The organism is Psychrobacter sp. CCUG 69069 (genome assembly GCF_021023115.1).
GTDB lineage: Bacteria > Pseudomonadota > Gammaproteobacteria > Pseudomonadales > Moraxellaceae > Psychrobacter > Psychrobacter namhaensis.
The window spans coordinates 1-19,156 of the sequence record NZ_QQAI01000024.1 but is presented as its reverse complement, the minus strand read 5'-3'; the positions used below and the strand labels follow the sequence as shown (position 1 = coordinate 19,156).

15 protein-coding genes are annotated in these 19,156 nt (G+C 45.3%); 6 read left to right on the top strand and 9 right to left on the bottom strand.

Annotated elements, in window-relative coordinates; translation table 11 throughout:
• Positions 1-62 precede the first annotated feature (62 nt).
• The 5 genes from DVY93_RS11675 to DVY93_RS11655 all read left to right on the top strand — a co-directional run bounded on the left by DVY93_RS11675 (position 63) and on the right by DVY93_RS11655 (position 4,262).
• Complete coding sequence (locus tag DVY93_RS11675; protein ID WP_230710926.1) at positions 63-416, top strand: YciI family protein; 354 nt, start codon at positions 63-65, stop codon at positions 414-416.
• On the top strand, positions 413-853 hold the full coding sequence (locus DVY93_RS11670; protein ID WP_230710925.1) for a hypothetical protein: 441 nt from the start codon (positions 413-415) through the stop codon (positions 851-853). Before DVY93_RS11675 ends, DVY93_RS11670 begins: the two co-directional genes overlap by 4 nt.
• Positions 854-971: 118 nt before the next feature.
• Positions 972-3,014 carry a tRNA (5-methylaminomethyl-2-thiouridine)(34)-methyltransferase MnmD gene (gene mnmD, locus DVY93_RS11665; RefSeq protein ID WP_198333913.1) on the top strand — a complete coding sequence of 681 codons (2,043 nt, stop codon included), beginning with the start codon at positions 972-974 and terminating at the stop codon, positions 3,012-3,014.
• A gap of 97 nt (positions 3,015-3,111) precedes the next feature.
• Positions 3,112-3,549 (top strand): secondary thiamine-phosphate synthase enzyme YjbQ, encoded by a 438-nt coding sequence (locus DVY93_RS11660; protein WP_230710924.1) that lies wholly within the window; start codon positions 3,112-3,114, stop codon positions 3,547-3,549.
• Positions 3,550-3,629: 80 nt separating this feature from the next.
• Positions 3,630-4,262, top strand: coding sequence for a hypothetical protein (locus tag DVY93_RS11655; RefSeq protein ID WP_230710923.1), 633 nt, complete (start codon positions 3,630-3,632; stop codon positions 4,260-4,262).
• A 258-nt stretch (positions 4,263-4,520) separates the two neighbouring features.
• Here the strand turns inward: DVY93_RS11655 and DVY93_RS11650 are convergent, their stop codons facing one another.
• From DVY93_RS11650 to ffh, 7 genes are all read right to left on the bottom strand, one after another.
• Entirely contained in the window at positions 4,521-5,174 is a 654-nt protein-coding gene (locus tag DVY93_RS11650) for a DUF4112 domain-containing protein (RefSeq protein WP_230710922.1), read from the bottom strand.
• A complete protein-coding gene (ubiA, locus tag DVY93_RS11645; protein ID WP_230710921.1) occupies positions 5,167-6,105 on the bottom strand; it encodes a 4-hydroxybenzoate octaprenyltransferase in 939 nt (312 codons plus the stop codon). Before ubiA ends, DVY93_RS11650 begins: the two co-directional genes overlap by 8 nt.
• Before the next feature lie 13 nt (positions 6,106-6,118).
• Positions 6,119-6,358: a hypothetical protein gene (locus DVY93_RS11640; protein WP_193004742.1), complete on the bottom strand. Its 240-nt coding sequence runs from the start codon at positions 6,356-6,358 to the stop codon at positions 6,119-6,121.
• Between the two features lie 98 nt (positions 6,359-6,456).
• Positions 6,457-7,356 carry a class I SAM-dependent methyltransferase gene (locus DVY93_RS11635; protein WP_230710919.1) on the bottom strand — a complete coding sequence of 300 codons (900 nt, stop codon included), beginning with the start codon at positions 7,354-7,356 and terminating at the stop codon, positions 6,457-6,459.
• A gap of 63 nt (positions 7,357-7,419) precedes the next feature.
• The gene (locus DVY93_RS11630; protein WP_198333907.1) at positions 7,420-8,262 is read right to left on the bottom strand and encodes an undecaprenyl-diphosphate phosphatase; all 843 of its coding nucleotides are present in this window, start codon (positions 8,260-8,262) and stop codon (positions 7,420-7,422) included.
• Positions 8,263-8,342: 80 nt separating this feature from the next.
• Complete coding sequence (tsaB, locus tag DVY93_RS11625) at positions 8,343-9,044, bottom strand: tRNA (adenosine(37)-N6)-threonylcarbamoyltransferase complex dimerization subunit type 1 TsaB (protein WP_230710937.1); 702 nt, start codon at positions 9,042-9,044, stop codon at positions 8,343-8,345.
• A gap of 220 nt (positions 9,045-9,264) precedes the next feature.
• Entirely contained in the window at positions 9,265-10,809 is a 1,545-nt protein-coding gene (ffh, locus tag DVY93_RS11620) for a signal recognition particle protein (RefSeq protein WP_230710917.1), read from the bottom strand.
• Between the two features lie 395 nt (positions 10,810-11,204).
• Here ffh and DVY93_RS11615 point away from each other — a divergent pair, with 395 nt between their 5' ends.
• Positions 11,205-11,996, top strand: coding sequence for a cytochrome C assembly family protein (locus DVY93_RS11615; protein WP_230710915.1), 792 nt, complete (start codon positions 11,205-11,207; stop codon positions 11,994-11,996).
• Between the two features lie 82 nt (positions 11,997-12,078).
• Here the strand turns inward: DVY93_RS11615 and purU are convergent, their stop codons facing one another.
• The gene (gene purU, locus DVY93_RS11610; RefSeq protein WP_198333906.1) at positions 12,079-12,999 is read right to left on the bottom strand and encodes a formyltetrahydrofolate deformylase; all 921 of its coding nucleotides are present in this window, start codon (positions 12,997-12,999) and stop codon (positions 12,079-12,081) included.
• A gap of 208 nt (positions 13,000-13,207) precedes the next feature.
• On the bottom strand, positions 13,208-18,910 hold the full coding sequence (locus DVY93_RS11605; RefSeq protein WP_230710913.1) for a hypothetical protein: 5,703 nt from the start codon (positions 18,908-18,910) through the stop codon (positions 13,208-13,210).
• Positions 18,911-19,156 lie beyond the last annotated feature (246 nt).

Here is a 19,156-nt window from a genome sequence, read left to right as displayed (position 1 = left end):
TGATTACACGTGTTGTTAAGGATGATAGCGTTTTATTCTTACCTATTTATCGAGGAAGCACCATGTCCTTATTTGCCATTATCGGTCACGATGTCGCCGGCAGCAGTGCGCAACGTCAAGTGACACGGGCTGAGCATGTTGAGCGTTTACAAGCATTGGGACGCGAGCAACGATTAATCATTGCCGGACCAACCCCCATTGAACACGGTAAAAACGAGATGTCAGGCAGTGTGATTATTGCTGACTTTGACTCCCTTGATGCCGCCCAGACTTGGGCAAGCGCCGAACCCTATTTGCGTGATGGCGTCTACAGTCATGTGGACGTCAAACCCTTTGTTCAAGCGCTACCAGCACCTAGTAATCAGCCTGAAACCCTACCCAAAAACAAGCCGTCAGAAAAGGTATCCGTATCGTGAGTCAGGGGTTATTTTCACTAAACCGTCGTGTCTGTCAAACCGGCTTCGCAAGCGTGATCTTATTGGCGACTCTATCAGTGTACGCGGCGCCAACCGCCAATACGACTGATAATGCCGCCCCCTCGTCGACGCCGCCTGCGGTAGCAGAACAAGAGGGTACCGCGACGCCGACGCCCGCTGCCCCAAACACGGTCAACACACTATTAGCAGCACAGTTACAACCCTCTAATAAGGCGCTGTCTGACGCCAATCAAGAGCTGTTAAGCCGTAACGCCCAGCTTCAACGCCAAGTGAACGACTTACAGACCCAAGCAAACATCCTGATCTATGAGAGTAAAGGCCAGTTGTTTTTGTACGGTGCCTTTACTGTCTTAATCAGTTTGTTGGTCGGTATCTTTATCTCTTGGCTGGTGTTTGTACGCCGTGAACGTTGGTAGTATTGCCCGTTTTTATGAACGCATTCTATATAGCGGCTGTATTTGCCAGTCTGATATTTAATCAAGCTTAAGCCCCCTTAACCAAGCCCAAGTCACCAACGCTCCTAAGAAACGCCCCATGTCTACCACTCAAAAGCCAAATCGTGACCCCTTAAACATCATTACTCCTGCCAATATTGACTGGCAAATGGATGACACGGGCAATAGAGTGCCGGTATCAGGTGAGTTTGATGATGTGTACTTCTCGCACGCGGACGGCCTAGCAGAATCACGTCATGTGTTTTTAGCACACAATCAATTGCCAGAACGACTGGCAACGCTTGGACCGAAGCAATGCTTTACGATTGCTGAATTGGGTTTTGGTACTGGGTTAAATCTTTTGGCAACGTGGCAACTCTGGCGTCAGCTGCGCGATACGCATCCACAGTTAGCGAGCGCACGCTTGCATTTTATCACCACTGAAAAATTCCCTATACCACTTGTAGAATTAACGCAGATACTTGCTTTGTGGGGGCAGCGCGCGCCTGAACTTACAGAGCTTATTGCGCCACTTTTAGCAGCTTACCCGCCCCTTATCGCAGGCTGTCATCGTTTGAACTTCTTTGCTGATAACCTAACCGTGGATATGTGGTTTGGCGATGCCGCTGAGAGCTTGAGCAAATTGGCATCAGATCAGTCGACTAAACCTGCCCCCTATGTTGATGCTTGGTTTTTAGACGGGTTTGCCCCTTCTTGTAATAGTACGTTGTGGGCTGACAGTATCTTTGCCCAAATACAGCGCTTATCACGTCCCACTACGACTGCGGCCACCTATAGCTGTGCCGGTGTGGTTAAGCGTGCGTTAAAAGCATGTGGCTTTCAAATTACTAAGGTCAAAGGCTTTGGGCGCAAGCGTGAGATGCTAACCGCAATCATGGCTGATGCTGCCAGCTTAGAGGATAGTACCCGCGACTCAGGCTCTATCGACAACGCTGATCGTCTGCCCACTCATAGCGTCGTTATTGGCGCTGGTGTTTCAGGTTTGCTCATGGCTTGGGCGCTCGCCAATCGTGGTATTCACGTCACTTTGTTAGACAAGTCTGCTCCGTTGGCAGGCGCATCAGGCAACCCTCGCGCCCTACTCGCCCCTAAGATGACACCGATTCATCATGTCGATGAACACCTGCATACGATGGGTTATCTTTATAGCAGCAGACTATATCGTCAGTTTAATAAAAGTGCTGAAAAACAGCAATTAGCACCCGTAATTGAACCAACTGGAGCCCTTGACCTGCTGATTAAAGCCAATATTGGCCCAGAGCAAATCGCTGATTATCCCGATGACATGGCCACCACGCTACCTAGTGAACGAGCACAGAATATTACTGGCTTAAAAAAGCAAGATTTATCAGAAAACTTATACTTACCACAGTCTGGGTTGGTCAATCCACAAGCGTTAAAAAACATCATACTGACGCATCCTTTCATCTGCTTTCAGCCATTAAAGGTCAATCGTATTAGCGAGTCAGAGCACCATGTCTGTATTCACGGGAGTGATCCGGACAATTCTGAGCGGTCTATGACTGCTGATAATGTGGTGATTTGCGCAGCTTTTGAGAGCCATCAGCTAGACCAACGTATTTTTGATTGCCGTAAAATTCGTGGTCAACTTTCTTGGTTTACGCCCACGATTGAGCAACTCGCGAAATTACCCAAAATACCACTGAAATATAGCGGTTACTGTGCGCTGTTTACCGCGCAAACGGGGGACGGACAGCTGAACGATATTGAAGAATGTCAGCCTCAGTTTTTATTAGGCGCAAGCTTTATACGCAATGACACCGATACAAATATCCGCCGTGAAGAGCATCAGATTAGCCGCGATAAATTGGTGACCGCCATTCCTGAGATGGCGTCTATTATTCCAACCGACGTTAGCGTGTGGCAAGGGCGCGCGGGCATTCGTACTCAAACACCCGATTATCATCCAATAGTGGGCCCACTAATCGACAGCAAACGGACTTGGGTCATGAGCGCGATGGGCGCTAAAGGATATGCCATCGCGCCACTATGCGCTGAGGCGCTGACAGACATGATGTTGGGAACGTTTACACCTTTATCAACGGCAATGTTGGCACGTCTATCGCCCCATCGTACGCGTTTGCAGACGCCGCTCGATTAGAGAAATTTGAGTAGCGTTTGAATTATTTGTGCCACCGCTTTCAACGACTGCGACGATCTTGTAGTATTGATATTGATTGTAATAACGCGAGAGCTACATGCCCTATCATCAGACCACCCTTACTCTCCCTGCCTATACGCGTGGTATTCATATCATCACCCCAATGATTGACGAGGCACTCGAGGAGTTGATACCGCCTTTTTCTAAAGCAGGGTTGGTACATCTGTTTTTGCAGCACACATCAGCCAGTCTGACGATCAATGAAAATGCCGATCCAGATGTCAGGCTCGACACCGAAGAGTGGCTCAATAAAATCGCACCCGCCAATCAGCCGGAGTATCGTCACACGCTAGAAGGCTCGGATGACCTGCCAGCCCATTTTAAAAGCATGATGCTTGGGGTCAGTTTAACCGTTCCACTGATTAACGGTAGGTTAGGATTAGGAAGGTGGCAAGGTATTTATTTGTGTGAACACAGAGACCATATGAAAAAACATGGTGGCGAGCGCAAGCTGGTGATCACAGTTAGCACTTAGGGTAGATGAACCACTTGTAGGCACAGTACTGTGCTGCTAACACAACGCGTAAAGCGCACTTAACGAACGAAAACCTTAATATGAAGAGTCAAACCAACCCTCTAGCCTCTAAGTCCACTTATCAACCACTCCTTGCGGCTCTCTTAAGCATGTTACTGCTAACGGCCTGCCAAGAGTCGCTAGAACCTGAAACTGCCCATAAGACGCCCGCTGAAACAAGTACGCAGACAACGCCAGTGACGACCAATATCAATGTGCCTGAGAGTGATGCGGATGGTGAAAATGCAACGGGCAACTCAGCTCAGTCCGTACCAGATGCTGAGCGCGATATCAACCTAACTCAACTAGAAGACAACCTTGAGACTAATGAGCCAATATCAAGTAATACTAGTGCTGCGCCCAATCCTGAGCAAGCCATCAAAGGCGCACAAATCACTGATGTGCGCTATAAAAGCGCCGCAGGAGCGTCTTTGTCCGTTGTCTTTGAAACGTCAGCAGCGGGCCTGCTTAATGCCATTGTGACGCTACCCAATAAACCCAAAATAACGCTAAGCGCACCCGAAGGCCAAGGTAACAATCCTACTTACCGCTCAAGTGATGGGAGTATTCAGCTGGTCAGTCATGCGGGTGGTGGCACCATCGATTTTATTCAAAACAACAACGTCACCAGCTTTGATGCCGTTAGTGCTGAAGCAGAAGTCATCACTGAATAATCACTGCGCGTACGTTTTTATGACCACCATATTTCAGACCAAAAAAAGGCGGCAACCATAAATATCGTTGCCGCCTTTTTATTGTCATCTTATAGTCGATTCTATTGAAAACTGATACAGAGTGAATGGGATGAATTTTTTGCAGCCTCTGTCACGCCTGCGAACAGCAAGCAAGAAAAATTTATCCCATTCACACGATGATATTAACGTATCGATTTTATTTTCAACTGACTATGCTTACTAGTAGGTGATTTTTACTTAACCAAATCCCGTTGTTTGCCCAAACAGGCTGACAAGCCAACTGATAACGGCCCACAATCCCCAAGCAACGAACACAATAACGATCAATCCCAGCATATCAGGAATATGCAAGTATAACCAAGCAATGACTGGGTTGCGCCAAAAACGACTTTGCTGCTGCTTATTTTCTAGCGACTCATGCAAAAATGGTCGATCCATATGCATGGTTTCAGTGATGCCATACTCAACTTGAAGATACTCGTGCACGATGCCCAAGGTCTTACGGCTGGGACGAATAAAAATGTCCAGCAACGTACCAATCCCAGGCACGATACCAACAACCATGTCAATCAGCGCCAGTCTAACGGCAGGCGTCATTTTGTGCGTGGGCACCCCCAGTTGACGACCCAATATAAAGGCATAACCGGTTAACATCAGCCCCGCTAGATCTCCTGCCAGCGGAATGGTTGAAAGCGCCGCATCGGCACCCATCCCTTGCTTGGTAAAAGGAATGCGCACGAGAGAATCCATCGTATTGGCAAACTTTGCCAGTTTACGCTCGATGGCAATGACTTGCTCACGTGTTAACCCATGCTCAGCGAGCTTTGCCTGATAATCCATGACCGAGGGATGAGGGTTAGCGGACTTTTTTAGTTTTGAAAATCTATCCATTAAAGCGTGTCCATATACAAGCGACTGCTATGAGCGCAAAGACATAGCGCCCTACCCAGATATTGGCTAGAAATGCCTGAAAACAGGCCAAAGGCTGACGACTGGCACAAGCGCTGTTTTGTTTGGCAAACATCATGGCCACTAACGCCAAACCAAATATGGGCGTAATGCCCAAGCTGGTGGGCGCAAAATAGTGCCACAGTACCGCCCCCATCATTAGTAAAAATAAGGTCTGTAGTACAGAAATAATGACCACATCATAGCGACCAAACAATATCGCCGTTGATTTAACCCCAATTTTTAAATCATCCTCGCGGTCAGCCATAGCGTACTGGGTGTCATAGGCCACTGTCCAGCACATATACGCGAGAAATAACAGCCAACACCAAACATCAGGGGCGCCTTGCACCGCCACATACGCCATCGGTATCGCCCATCCAAACGCCGCCGCTAAGAACACTTGTGGCAAATGCGTGTAGCGTTTCATAAAGGGATAAATAAACGCCAGTACGACGGCCGCAAGTGACCAATAAAACACGGCAACAGGTAATAGTAATAGCAGGCTGGCACTCAGTACTACCAATACTAAAAAAGCCGCGATGGCTTCTTGAGCAGACAAACGGCCATCGGCTAACGGTCGACCTTTGGTACGAGTCACATGACCGTCTACTTTACGATCGGCAAAATCATTAATCGCACACCCTGCCGCCCGCATAAAAGTCGCGCCTAGCGCAAATATCACAAATATCTTAAGACTGGGTAGGCTTGCCGTCACTCCTTGCTGCTGGGCCTGACCCATTGCTGCTAGCAGCACCCCCCATAACGTTGGCCATAAGAGCAGCTCAATACCTACTGGCTTGTCGAAGCGCGTCAGCTGTAGGTAGGCATAGATTTTTTCTTTAGACATTAGGGGGGCGCGAGTTTGTATCATTGTGTGCTGGTCTCTATATTTGCTGCCATAACCGATTTGCTTCAATCAGCGATATCTCAGGATACTGTTTTCGTAATGCTTTGATAGCGGCAACCTTCTCTTTTTTTGATGCTTGCTGACGCAAAAATGCCAACTGCTCTTGTGGATTGCTCAATGCTTTTAGACGTGCTTCCAGCCGCAGAATTCGAGTACGTAACATGATGTTTATTAGTAATAAAATGGCGCCCATGATCCAAATGATTAGCGTTGACATTCCTTGCTCCTACATCCATTAACGGTAAGCTTTTTAACTATATTATTTAAGCATGATGCGTCATCGTTCATCGCCATAACCATTAGACAAAATAACCGCTAGACAAAATAACCATCAAAACGCACTGCTTCATTATGCCAGCTTTCACTGACTGGTTGATTAGCAAGTAGCGGCGCAAATTGCGGGCGCTTTACGATGACTCGGCCAGATGTTTGCCCATTTTGACTTACCACTGCGAGCGCGCTTTGCAGCAATTGCAGCTCTTCGTCTGCTGTGGGAGGATGCGCCAGTTGATGCAGCGCTTGCATGTGCTTACCCACTTTAGCGCCTTTACCCGTTTTGCTATCTTGATAGCTGTCTTCTGGAAACATCGGGTCTAGATACACCGCGTCAACTGCCTTGTGATTGTCAGAGACAGAGGCGTTGTCCACCCTTGCAAAATAAGCGAGAGCATCGGTGTTAATAATCTGCAAACGCGCCATGAGCTTTTGCCAATTTGCCAATGCGTTCATACGCTGCTGCTCTGCGAGCAATAGCAACGCCATCAAGGGCTGCTGCTCAAGCATGACTATCTGAGCACCCGTACTGGCTAGTATCAAACTGTCATGGCCAAAACCAGCAGTCGCATCTATAACGCGGCTGTCCGATGTGATTTTCGCCGCTTGTAGCAATAACTCGGATTTACGCCCCGCGCTCACCACCCGGCGTTGTAGTTTATCCCATTCAGGTGAGACGCTCAGTCCACCACTTAGCCATGACAGCGTGTTTTTTTTATCCAACAACAATATAGGGTGCGTTGCGGTCTGACTAAGATGTTGGCGCTGTTTTTGCGTTAATTTATCTGTGTAACGCTCAGTGTGTAAAGCAAGTGGCAGTTTGTGCTCAGTGATCAATGCTTGTAGGCTCTCAATCTGTGCGTGCTGATTGTCATCAACATAAAGCAGTTGGCAATGTATAAGCGCACTCGTCTTATTGCACGTTTGGGGCAAAGCCGTCATAACCATCATCCTTTTTACCACTTACCTCTATTATCGAACGCGCCATCAACCCACCATAAACATTTAGCCTGCCATCTGATATCCAAAGCCCCAAGCAGCAACCAATACGATGATGCCAGTAATAATGCGCAACCAAGCAAAAATAGTAAAGTCACGACGACTCACCCACGCCACTAACAGACGGATACACAATAACGCCACGATAAAAGACACTACCGTGCCGACTCCCAGCACCAGCCAATCTTCACTGTTGGTCAATACATCGCCATGGCTGATCAAGTCCAATAGTGCTGCACCCACAATCACCGGAATTCCCAAAAAGAAGGAGAACTCAGCTGATGCCTTACGCGAGACGCCAAGCCATAGCGCCCCAATAATAGTGGCTCCTGAGCGTGAGGTGCCTGGTATCAAGGCAAGGCACTGAAGTAGACCAATCATCAACGCCGTTTTTAACCCAACATCTTCTGCTTCTTGCGCAATGATGGTCTTAGGCCGACTCTCGACATAAAATATCAGCAAACCACCAATGATTAGCATAATCGCAACGACGATAGGATTAAACAAATACGCTTTGATTTCGTCTGCAAAGGTAAAGCCCACGACCATGACCGGAATAGTCGCCACAATCAAGCTAAGCCCAAGTTGCCTTGGGTTGGTCATGCCTTCTGCTTTACCAGTCAGCAACCCCATTAACGCTTGCCACAATCTGCCCCAGTAGTCATAAATCACCGCCAATATAGCGCCAAGCTGTACCACCACGACAAATAAATCAACTTTCTCTTTGGTCCAAAATCCCATCAAATCTGCTGATAGAATCATATAACCGGTACTGGATATGGGTAGAAACTCAGTGATACCTTCAACGATACCCATGATGACAGCTTGAATTAATAAAATGATATCCACAATGGCTTTCCTAGACACAGACCTACTGGTTGCGTAATACGGTTTTAATTTTTAGTATACCGAGACAGCACTGGCCATCACTATGCTTTACCTTGCTCTTTGAGTGTTTTCCATGCCTGATTGCGCAAATATTTTGGTAACGCATTTGCAGCATCGGTACCGCCAGAGGTGATAAATTGGGCGATACCTAATTGCCCGATCACCACCGCATCTGGCCTGACATCTTCATGAGATACTTGCCCATCCTGTCCTTTTAACAGTAGTGAGCCATTACCCACGATAGGAATGTTAAGCGCGGTTTGGCTGTCATAGTCTAATAACTGCTCAGTACTGTCGCTGTCACTATTCAACACAGGCTGCATGACGGTACGGTCTGCTTGATGGTTATCTGTTATGGCATATTGACCAAAATAAACTTGCTGCATACGAGCATCAAGGGCGCTATATACTTCAGTCAGACCATACTGTTGATACGCGCTCTGCGCTATCGCCTGCAAGCTTGAGACACCCACGCAAGGAAGATCATGCGCCACAGACAATGCTTGCACCACTGCTGTATTGATTCTGATACCGCTAAAGGCACCAGGGCCTCGGTTAAATATCAAAGCTTGTACATCAGCAAGGCGCAACTGGGCTTCAGACAACGCCGAATCAATCATAGGGAGGATTTGCTGCGTCTGCTGGCGCTTACCTGTCTCGGTATGACTCGACAGCACTTGACCGTTCGAATCTAAAATCGCCACCGAGCACTGATCAAACACGGTATCCATTGCTAAAAACATCATCACCTCGGCTTACACTACTTAGCATTATAAAAAAGCACTGGCTTCATAAATCAGCGCCTATCATAGCACTTGGAACAGGCTATTTTTGTGACTTTCTACGTTTTTCTTACTTTATCCATAAGAATTTATTTAAATAGGGCCAACGTATAAAAACCTCAAACTGTGTCAGCTTTGAGGTTTTTATTGCGTAGTGACTGTTGATAAAGTCAGCGACTACCTAAAAACGTGTTTTAAACTTCTTTGGCGCTTGCTTTTGCATCTCTTGCATTTGCTTTTGCATCTCTTCAGTGCTCGGCATATTGTTAGGATCAAGTCCCATTTGCTTTGCCATCTGCTCTGGATTCACATCTTTGGCACCGCCTTGTTGAGCACCGCCGCCAAATAAAGGCCCACCGCCGCCAGAGGCGCCACCACCCATCAACCCCTGCATAGACTTCATCATTTTACTGATGCCTTCGGGTTTTGAGATCATTTTCATCATTTTTGCCATTTGCTTGTGCTGCTTGAGCAAACGGTTGACGTCTTGAATCTCGCGCCCAGAACCAGCAGCAATACGGCGCTTACGGCTGGGATTGATCTTATCAGGATTTTTGCGCTCAAATGGTGTCATTGAGTTAATTAATGCTTCCATCTCCCGTACTTTTTCTTCTGGTTTGGCATCTTCGACCGCTTTTTGCATGTCAGAGCCGCCCATACCTGGCATCTTATCTAAGAAACCTGCCATACCGCCCATGCTTTTCATTTGCTGGAACTGGGTCAATAGATCCTCAAGGTCGAAGTCGCCGCCCTTTTGCATCTTTTTCGCCATTTTTTCGGCTTTATCGCGGTCAATTTTTTGCTCAACCTCTTCAACCAAACTTAGCACATCACCCATACCAAGGATACGCTGAGCGATACGTTCGGGATGGAAAAGCTCTAACGCATCTAATTTTTCGCCGCGGCCTAAAAACTTAATCGGCTTACCAGTAATCGCACGTACAGAAAGCGCGGCACCGCCGCGAGCATCACCGTCTGTCTTGGTTAAGATAACACCCGTCAGTGGCAGCGCATCATTAAAGGCTTTGGCGGTATTGGCCGCATCTTGACCGGTCATGGCATCAACGACAAATAACGTCTCTGATGGATTGACTGCGGCAGTCAGCGCTTTGATCTCGTCCATCATGGTGTCGTCGATATGTAGACGACCAGCGGTATCGATAATCAAAATATCTTGATACTGTATTTTGGCTTCTTCGATAGCGCGTTTCGCGATATCAATCGGATTTTCTTCAGTGCTTGAATTTACAAACTTGGCATTCACTTGACCTGCTACTTGCTCAAGCTGTTTGATGGCCGCTGGGCGGTAGACGTCAGCGGATACCAACATGACTTTTTTCTTATGGCGCTCTTGTAAAAATTTGGCCAATTTACCAGCCGTGGTGGTTTTACCCGCCCCTTGCAAACCTGCCAGCAAGTAGACAACCGGCGGCTTACCTGTCATCTCAAGCTGTTGGTTGGCACTGCCCATCATTTCGGTCAGCTCGTCATGAACGATTTTGACAAACGCTTGTCCGGGCGCGAGCTCTTTAAGGACTTCAGCACCAAGCGCTTGCTCTTTCACACGCTTCACAAAGTCACGCGTGACAGGGAGCGCCACATCCGCTTCTAACAGCGCCATACGCACTTCACGTAAAGTGTCTTTGATATTATCTTCAGTCAGTTGCCCAGTACCCACGATGTTACGCAGGCTTGACGATAAGCGTTCTGTTAAGGTATCAAACATAAATAACTCTCAGTTAAAATAATTCTTAGTTAAAATAATTTTCAGTAGCACCATTAAAATGGCTGACAAACCATATGAGTATGTTTTCAAATATTAGGCCGATTTTTTATAAAAGTATGATAAAAAACAGTCTACTATCAATACTATAGCATTAAGAGCCTGCAAAAATGACACTCGTTTTGCAAAAGGCTTGGGGGTTCTGCTTATCACTTGTTCATGGCGTATTTGGTTCACGCTGACTTAGCCAAGCATTTGTAAGGAATACGCAAGATGGTGCTCAATTGGTCACCATTTTATGATAAATTGGTCAATTATTCTAATCATTCCGATAATATCACTTTCGCATTGCATTGAGCGGGCATTATGGGCTCAATATAAGATGAGGCTTTATATCTGTGCACCTTGCATTCTTACTTGCTAGCCTAGCTTATATCTTAGTCAGCGTTTACATTGGTTGGGCGCTGTTTCTAGATAAGCCGATTCATAAAGGCATCAGTTTAGGCGTATTGATGGGCGGTATGGTCGCACATGCGGCGCTGCTGTATCCATACGTTGTGACCCTTTATGGTCTAAATTTCAACTTATTTAATGTGATTAGCTTAATCAGTTTATTTTTCTTGTTCTTTTACGTCTTGTTTTGTTTGTACCGCCCCGTGGTGAGCCTTGGCATCTTAGCCGCGCCCACTGCCCTACTAGGTATGATAGTCGGCTGTATTGGCCGCGCTCCTTATCAACCCATTGCTGATATCAGTATTGGGCTTGAGGCTCATATTTTGCTCTCTCTTGCCGCCTATTGTGTACTGCTGATGGCGGCGGTACAAGCGCTGTTTTTACGTCTACAAATCCGTGAGCTTAAACATCATACCGTTCACCGCTTTTGGGTCAATAAACTGCCGTCATTGCAAAGTATGGAGAGCTTGCTCTTCGATATGCTTTTGGTCGGATTTGTCTTACTTAGCATCGCGCTGGGCATCGGTTTTGTCTATGTAGAAGACTTGATGGCGCAGCACATTGTGCACAAGACGGTTTTCAGTCTGCTGTCGTGGTTGCTGTTTGGGGCGCTATTATTTGGTAGCTGGCGTGCGGGATGGCGAGGCAAACGTGCCGCCAACATGACCGTCTATGCCTTTATTTTGCTGGCCATTGGTTTTGTTGGTAGCAAGTTTGTGTTAGAGATGCTGATATAGGGATAGCGTCATAACAATATGGCGGTCGGTAGCAGTAGTACCGACCGCCATGATACTACTTTATGCACCACTGACTTTTTTCTTAGTTAAAAACCACCGTCTTATTACCTGCGACAATCACACGGTTTTGCACATGCCAGTTCACGGCACGCGCCAGTACGTTACGCTCGATATCACGGCCAATAGCCCGTAACTCCGCCACACCTTGGCGATGGGTCACCCGATGAACATCTTGCTCAATGATTGGCCCCTGATCAAGCTCAGCTGTGACATAATGCGCGGTCGCTCCGATCAGCTTGACGCCCTTATCATACGCTTGGCGATAAGGGTCTGCCCCCACAAATGCAGGCAAGAACGAATGATGAATATTGATCACCTGCATCGGCCAGCGCTTCACAAAATCAGACGACAGTATCTGCATGTAGCGGGCCAATACCAGCAAATCATTCCCTTCCATCAATTTATGAATCTGCTCTTCTGCCTGTTCCTTATTGTCTTTGCTCACAGCAACATGATGGAAGGTGATGCCAAAGTTTTTTACGGCTTGACGTAAGTCAGGATGGTTACTGACCACGCAAGTAATTTCGCAATCAAGCAAGCCGCGTTGGTGTCGCCACAATAAATCTAACAACGCATGATCAAACTTGGACACCAAAATACCCACCTTGGTCTTGACCGCATTGTTATGTAGTCGCCATTCCATATTATGGCGTTTGGCGACCGTATGGCTAAAGCTGACTTCAAAATTATCAATAATCTCGCTTAGTCCTGCTAAGGCAAATTCTAAACGCATAAAGTATTGACCGCCTTCGTGAGCGGTCGAATACTGATCTAGCGTGATGATATTCGCGCCATAACGATGGATAAACTCAGATACTGCTTGTACGATACCGGCTTGATCTTTGCATTTGATCAAAAGCGTTGCGGTATCGATAGCAGTGGTGACTTGTTTGCTCTGTGAGGCTGTGTTGGATAGTGAAGTCGTTTTGGTATTGTCTGACATAATACGCCCAATATAAAAAATGATAACTTATCGCTGAAAACTACTGACAGCGTAGTAAACCAGTCATTTTAATCTTTTTTGTACTATTTTGCTGAGCGAGTTGGTTGTTTTTATTTATTTAGCTGTTTGAGATGACAAACTAAAAACCCCCAACGTAAGGTTGGGGGTTTTACCGAATAATGCACTTTAAGTTAATGCGAGGTAGTGGCTACTCAACTTTAAGCGTTTTAGAGAAATTGACGCCACTACGACTGATTTTGATTTTAGAACCTAGCGCAAATGCCTCGTTAAAATCTACGATAAAGCTATCGTAACCTGTCGTTACTGATCCTGAGCTCTCTCCATTAATAGCTACAGTATAGTTTGATTGTGATGGTGCATAAGGCGATAAGATTACTTTAGTAGTATCTTTTTGCTCATTAATGAAAACATTCATGCTATTTACACAAGTTGCGCCAGCATCACCAAATGGACTTATACCGCCAATCCATGGAGTCATTATGTCTGAGTCAGATACTGATACATCTCCCTCTAAAACTGGTAGACGATAATTAATATTTTGCGTGTTTTCGCTACCATTTACAAAAGTTGATGCATCGAAACGTACTTTTACCCAGCTTGAGTAGCGCATTGGATAGCGAATCTCAAAATCAGCTCGACCTTCATCATCTGTGACAAATGAGTAGCCATCATCTGATAAAGTGCCACCAATAATAGCCACAGGGTTAATAGTCTCTAATTGACCGTTACCAATGCTACCGTCGCTATTAAAGTTAATATCTTCGTCCTGATCTAACGTATAGTTGTAATTTAGATCCTCAGTTGGTATCCAATTAGATTCTAAATAAATAGGTGACTTTTCAGAGAACACCTTAGGCTCTGGTGTGATAGAAATAATATTACCATTCTCATCCTTCTCTTCAGTATCAGCCGCTTGATACGTCACGGTACTGTCTAACAAACACACCCTTCCTTGCGCATATTGTGTGGCATAAGACTTAACAGAGACTTCTTGATTGGGTACAGCACGCCCTGAGCCGTCCATGACAGAGATTGAGCCACGTACGGTGTAGTAAATATCGTCAGAAGATATTTTATTAGCGAATGCTAGAGTAGTGTATACAGCTTCTTCTGAGACAGTAATATTGGTGGTTTTACTACCAATCCCTGCGTTATCCTCTAATAAACGTGCGTTGATAATGACACCGCCCACAGGAGAGCTGGCATTGGCTTGATAAACCACGCGCGCCTCACCTCTACTATCCGTTACCGCTGTTGCAGCAGACAAACGACCTGCTGACGAGTCTGACGCACGACTAAAAACGACCGTTTGCCCTTCGACTGGCACATCGTTTTTGTCTTTGACTGTCGCTACCACTTCGGTGCTACCACCAGGAGTAATAACAGACTTTACTGCTTGGAACAGCATCTTAGCAGGCGTGGTGGCACGGAAGCGTGTATCAACTGTGGTTTGATAACGCGGCTCACCGTTTTGCAGACTCTCACCAAGTACAGTCGCTTGTAGTGCAGTGATACCAGCAAGCTGAGATGTCAAAGTGACCGGTATGGTAATAATATTGCCATTGATATTATTTTGCGCTATCGTTTTGGTAGTAATAACATCGTTATTGTTAAACGTACCGATAGTGGTCTGTATCTCAACATTTTTGCCCAACAGATCATTTGCTTCACTTAAAGAGTCAGTACGGATCTGTACATTGATAAGCTGCGGCGTATTAACATCATAAACGTCTTTGATATCAATGAAGCTGATACCTGCCTGTGAGACCTTAACCAGCTCAATACTATTTAGACTGCGCTGAATATTGATACTATTTTCACCCAAAGCGCGCGCAAATACACGTAAGTTACCATTGCTATCAAAGGTGAGCTGATTCTCATTGATTTCAAAAATCGCTTGACCGTCAGCATTTGTGATAACTTTGGCCGTCGATGCAATCAAGTCATCATTAGCGTCAACCAATTGTACCTCTGCATTGCTAATTGCTTGTCCTGTACCATCAACTAGTGCGGTGGTGATAGTAAAGACTTCATCATCTTGAAGCTTGGTGTTTGTCGCCTCAAGATCAATTTTAGTACCAACTGCTGATAAGCTTAATATTTTGCTCTCGCGTGTGGTGAGCGTGACATCGCCATTAGCGTCATACTCTGGCGTGACGATTTTGGCCTCAATATCAATGGCGTGATTTAGACGCGCATTGATGCTGCCTGCGGCTAAAAGTACGCCGACATCAATTTGACCAATAGCATCAGTGGTTACCATACTTGGTGTGGTGAGTGCCGCCCCACTTGCCGCAAGATTAGAAATAGCAAGCTGAACAGGGACGCCTGCTAAGATACCACCCTTACTGTCAGTGACACGGATGATGGCATTGGTCTGATCGCCTCCTGTGGTTAAGGTAGGCTTATCAGAGCTGACAATAATTTGATAGCTATCAATGGTGGCGGTATCTACAGCGACGATATAGTCCTGTGTTAATTCATTATTTTCAGCCGTAGTTGTTTTTGCCGTGAGTCGAATACCCTCTTCTAGAATTGCCTGATTAACGTTAGCACCATCTTCGAGGGTCAGATTAAAAGTAGCCACGCCATCACTGTTGGTATTAGCGGTACCATTAGAAACAGTGACACCCGTTCTGATAGGATCATCAACGCTCAAAGTGACTTCACGATTGCCGATAGCACCGTCTGTATTCTCTAAACGCACAAATACCTTAAAGGTATCGCCTTTGGTATTTACAACCTTATTGGCGCCAATAGTGATGGCCTCCGTCGTCCCATTAGGAATAACTGTGCTCACCGTACTGGCTTGGGTGACAATATTACCGTTGCTATCAGCGGCTGATAACCCAATAATAAAGCTATTACCAATAGTTGTTTTTTGCTCATCGGTTAAATTGTTTGGTACCGCTAGAGTAAATACAGCTTTACCTGAATTATCAGTTGTTTGACTACCGCCTGATACCAAAGTGACACCTTGGCTGGCGATAGAAGCCGGTAGTGCAAGAAATATTTTTTGTCCAGTGACAACGTTACCTTTGTTATCTGCTGCCACTACTTCAATCTGTGTTTCGCCGCCATTTAGATTTAAAGCCTTGGTTGAGCTAGCTTTCAAAGAGATAGCCGCTGTCATAGATTGGACCTTAATTTTGACCTGCTGCTGTTTGCCAGTTAGTGTCTCTGTCAAAGTCGCTGTTAATACTTGTTTGCTGAGCGCTTCTTTTTGCTCATCACTCAAATTACTTGGCACCACAACGTCAAAATTCACCAAGCCATTAGCATCTGTGTTTTTAATGATAGTTGATGAGCCAATCTGACCATTTACTGTCAACAAACTTGCCAAAGTCTTATTTTCAAAGGTTAATGTGACTGGTTGACTGCCGACTTGCTCACCAGATGACTGATTATTTAACTGTGCTTGGATGCTGGCCGTACTTCCCACATTATTAAGGACATAGCCAGCTTGATTATCAATATTATTGGTTGCGTTCAAAATATTGAGCATCACTACTGGCGTCGTAATATTTACTTTCTGTATTTCAGATTTGTAAGTAATACCTTTTTCGACATAAGACAGCTGATAATTGATACCCGTGTTTTTAAGGTCAGCACGCTGCTCAGCTGTTAGACCACTTGGTATATTAACCGCAAATAAGGCGTCACCATTGAAGTCAGTCATCGCCGACTGATTGACCGTAACACCATAATTCTGTGCCTTAGCACCCAATATGATAGCAACACTCTGGTTGGCAATCGGTTGAGCTGAGTTACTGCTAGAGGATAATCTAACACTGATATTACCACTACCACCGAGTTCGCTGATAGAAGGATTAGCAATAGAAGCGAACTGAATACTACTGATTGGTTGTTCAACATTCACTGTTTGGATAATTTTAGATTGTGTGCCATCTTCATCGGTCAAGATTGCCGTATATGCGATGCCTGACTTAATCAATTGATCACGTTGTGGTTGGCTTAAGCTTTGACTAACACCAATAGTGAACTCTGCTACACCACTACCATTAGTAGTTTGCTCATTACCTTGAATGGTAATACCAGTGTTCGCACCCTCATTAAGAACCAGTTTTACTGTTCTGCCAGCTGCTGCACTACCATTTTTACGTTTGGCTGCAATCTGTAGCTTAAATTGCTCTTCTAAAATATTTACAGTAGTAGGAATGCTTTTGGCAGTTAATGTGATGTCACTTTGACCAATATCTGAACCAATCAAAATACGCTCGCTAATTGCTGTACTACTAGCACCAGAAGCTTCAACAGCATTCACACTTAGTATAAAGTTGCTCGCTTTTTCTAATGCTGCTTTTTGTGCTTCAGTGAGTCCTGCAGGTACACGTACTGTGTAGCTTACAATACCTTTGTCATTGGTAACTTGCTCAGCACTACCATCAATAGTTAACAAGCCTTGGTTTGTTAAGGTCATGGGTAGACTGGCAGAAACCAATTGTTTGGCTACTGCGCCACCATTTTTGTCATTGACTCTAAAGCTTACAATAGCGCTACCGCCCGAGCTTGATAATTGTTTTTTGTCACTTCCCTCAAAACTGACCACATTTGTTGCTTCTGGGATCTCAACCAAGCTTTTAAAGGTTTTGGCAGTGACTGAACGATTAGGCTCTGATAACGTTACTGTGTAACTAATACCGTCTTTAGCCAACTCTTGACGTACAGAGTCTTCGAGCTTAGGCGCTATTACCAAACCCACAGTTACCTTACCTTTATCATCCAAAATTAGCTGATTGCTTTCTAAACTCACACCATTAGGCGCATCGTTGAGCTTAACAACGACTTTAGCACCTTGGATATCAGTTAGTACGTTACTATTTTTGGGATTAGCAGTGATAGTCAGTTGTTGGGTATCGCCATAAGCGCTAAGCGGCTTTGAGCTATTAGCTACAACACTTAAACCATAATCAGAGATTGGTATCGCTACAGATAATCTGCCTGTTTGTTGCTTGGTAGCACCATTTTTCTCTTGAATACTAACAGCATACGTAACACCTTCATCTTTTAACAGGACATCGCGCTCAGCTTTTGATAGATTTTCATCTATTTTGATATTAAAAGTGGCAATACCATCAGCATTTGTGACTGCGCTACTCCCCCCTACGATAGAGATACCTTTAATATTATCAATACCTAGTCCAACTTTTACATCTTGAACACGAGCGCCATTACTGTTTTTAGCGATTACAGTTAACTGAGCATTATCGCCATAAGGGTTTAATGCATTGTTAGAGACTGAAGTGGTACTTAATACCGAGCTGATATTAAGCTTGCTTTCAGTTACTTGTGTTCCATCACCACTACCTTTTTTATTTACTGAAACTTTCAACTCTTGCGGCGCCACAGCTGTGCCATCTGCTTTGTTAGCAGTAGCCACTAGAGTAAAACCATTTTTTATCAGTTCATCTTTATCAGCAACAGCTTGTGGATTTAACTTAAGATTATATATAGCATTACCGTCGCTGTCGGTAGTTTGTACACTTGTACCCTCAATTGTAATCCCATTGGCTTCAGAGTTTTTTACGTTTAAACTAACTGCCTTGCCCACCATAGCCCCACCAGATTTTTTCTCAACCGCTTTAACCGTAACGGTAAATAAGGTTTCTTCATCTGATAACTCAACAATAGATGGTGCAGGCGTTAGTTTTTGTAAAAAGAAATCAGGCTCAACATCTGGCACTTGTTCACCGCCACTGTTATTACCATTACCTGTCCCGGGCTGCTCCACACCTAAATCAGGTGCCGGTGCAACAGAATCTACGGTATCACCATCACCGCCACCACCACAGCCTGCCAAGGCTAAAGCACAAGTCAAAGAAGTGAGCCGAAATAACTTAGAAGTAAACGGTAGTGAGGGGTATGACATGTTTTAGACTCCGCGTGGGCAGTAATTGATACGAGCAGATAAGCAAAAATCATTACACAAAATCCTAACAGATTGGTAATGATACATAGTTTTACAGTTAGGCCAGTTTTATTAACCGATTGACCCCTGCCGTCAAATCCGTACAACTAAACTTGGGAGATTTTAGTTACGCAGCCTGACGATAATAATCAAACCACACCTGTCTTGGCGATTTATAGCCTAAACCCTTTTGAATTCTCGTTTGGT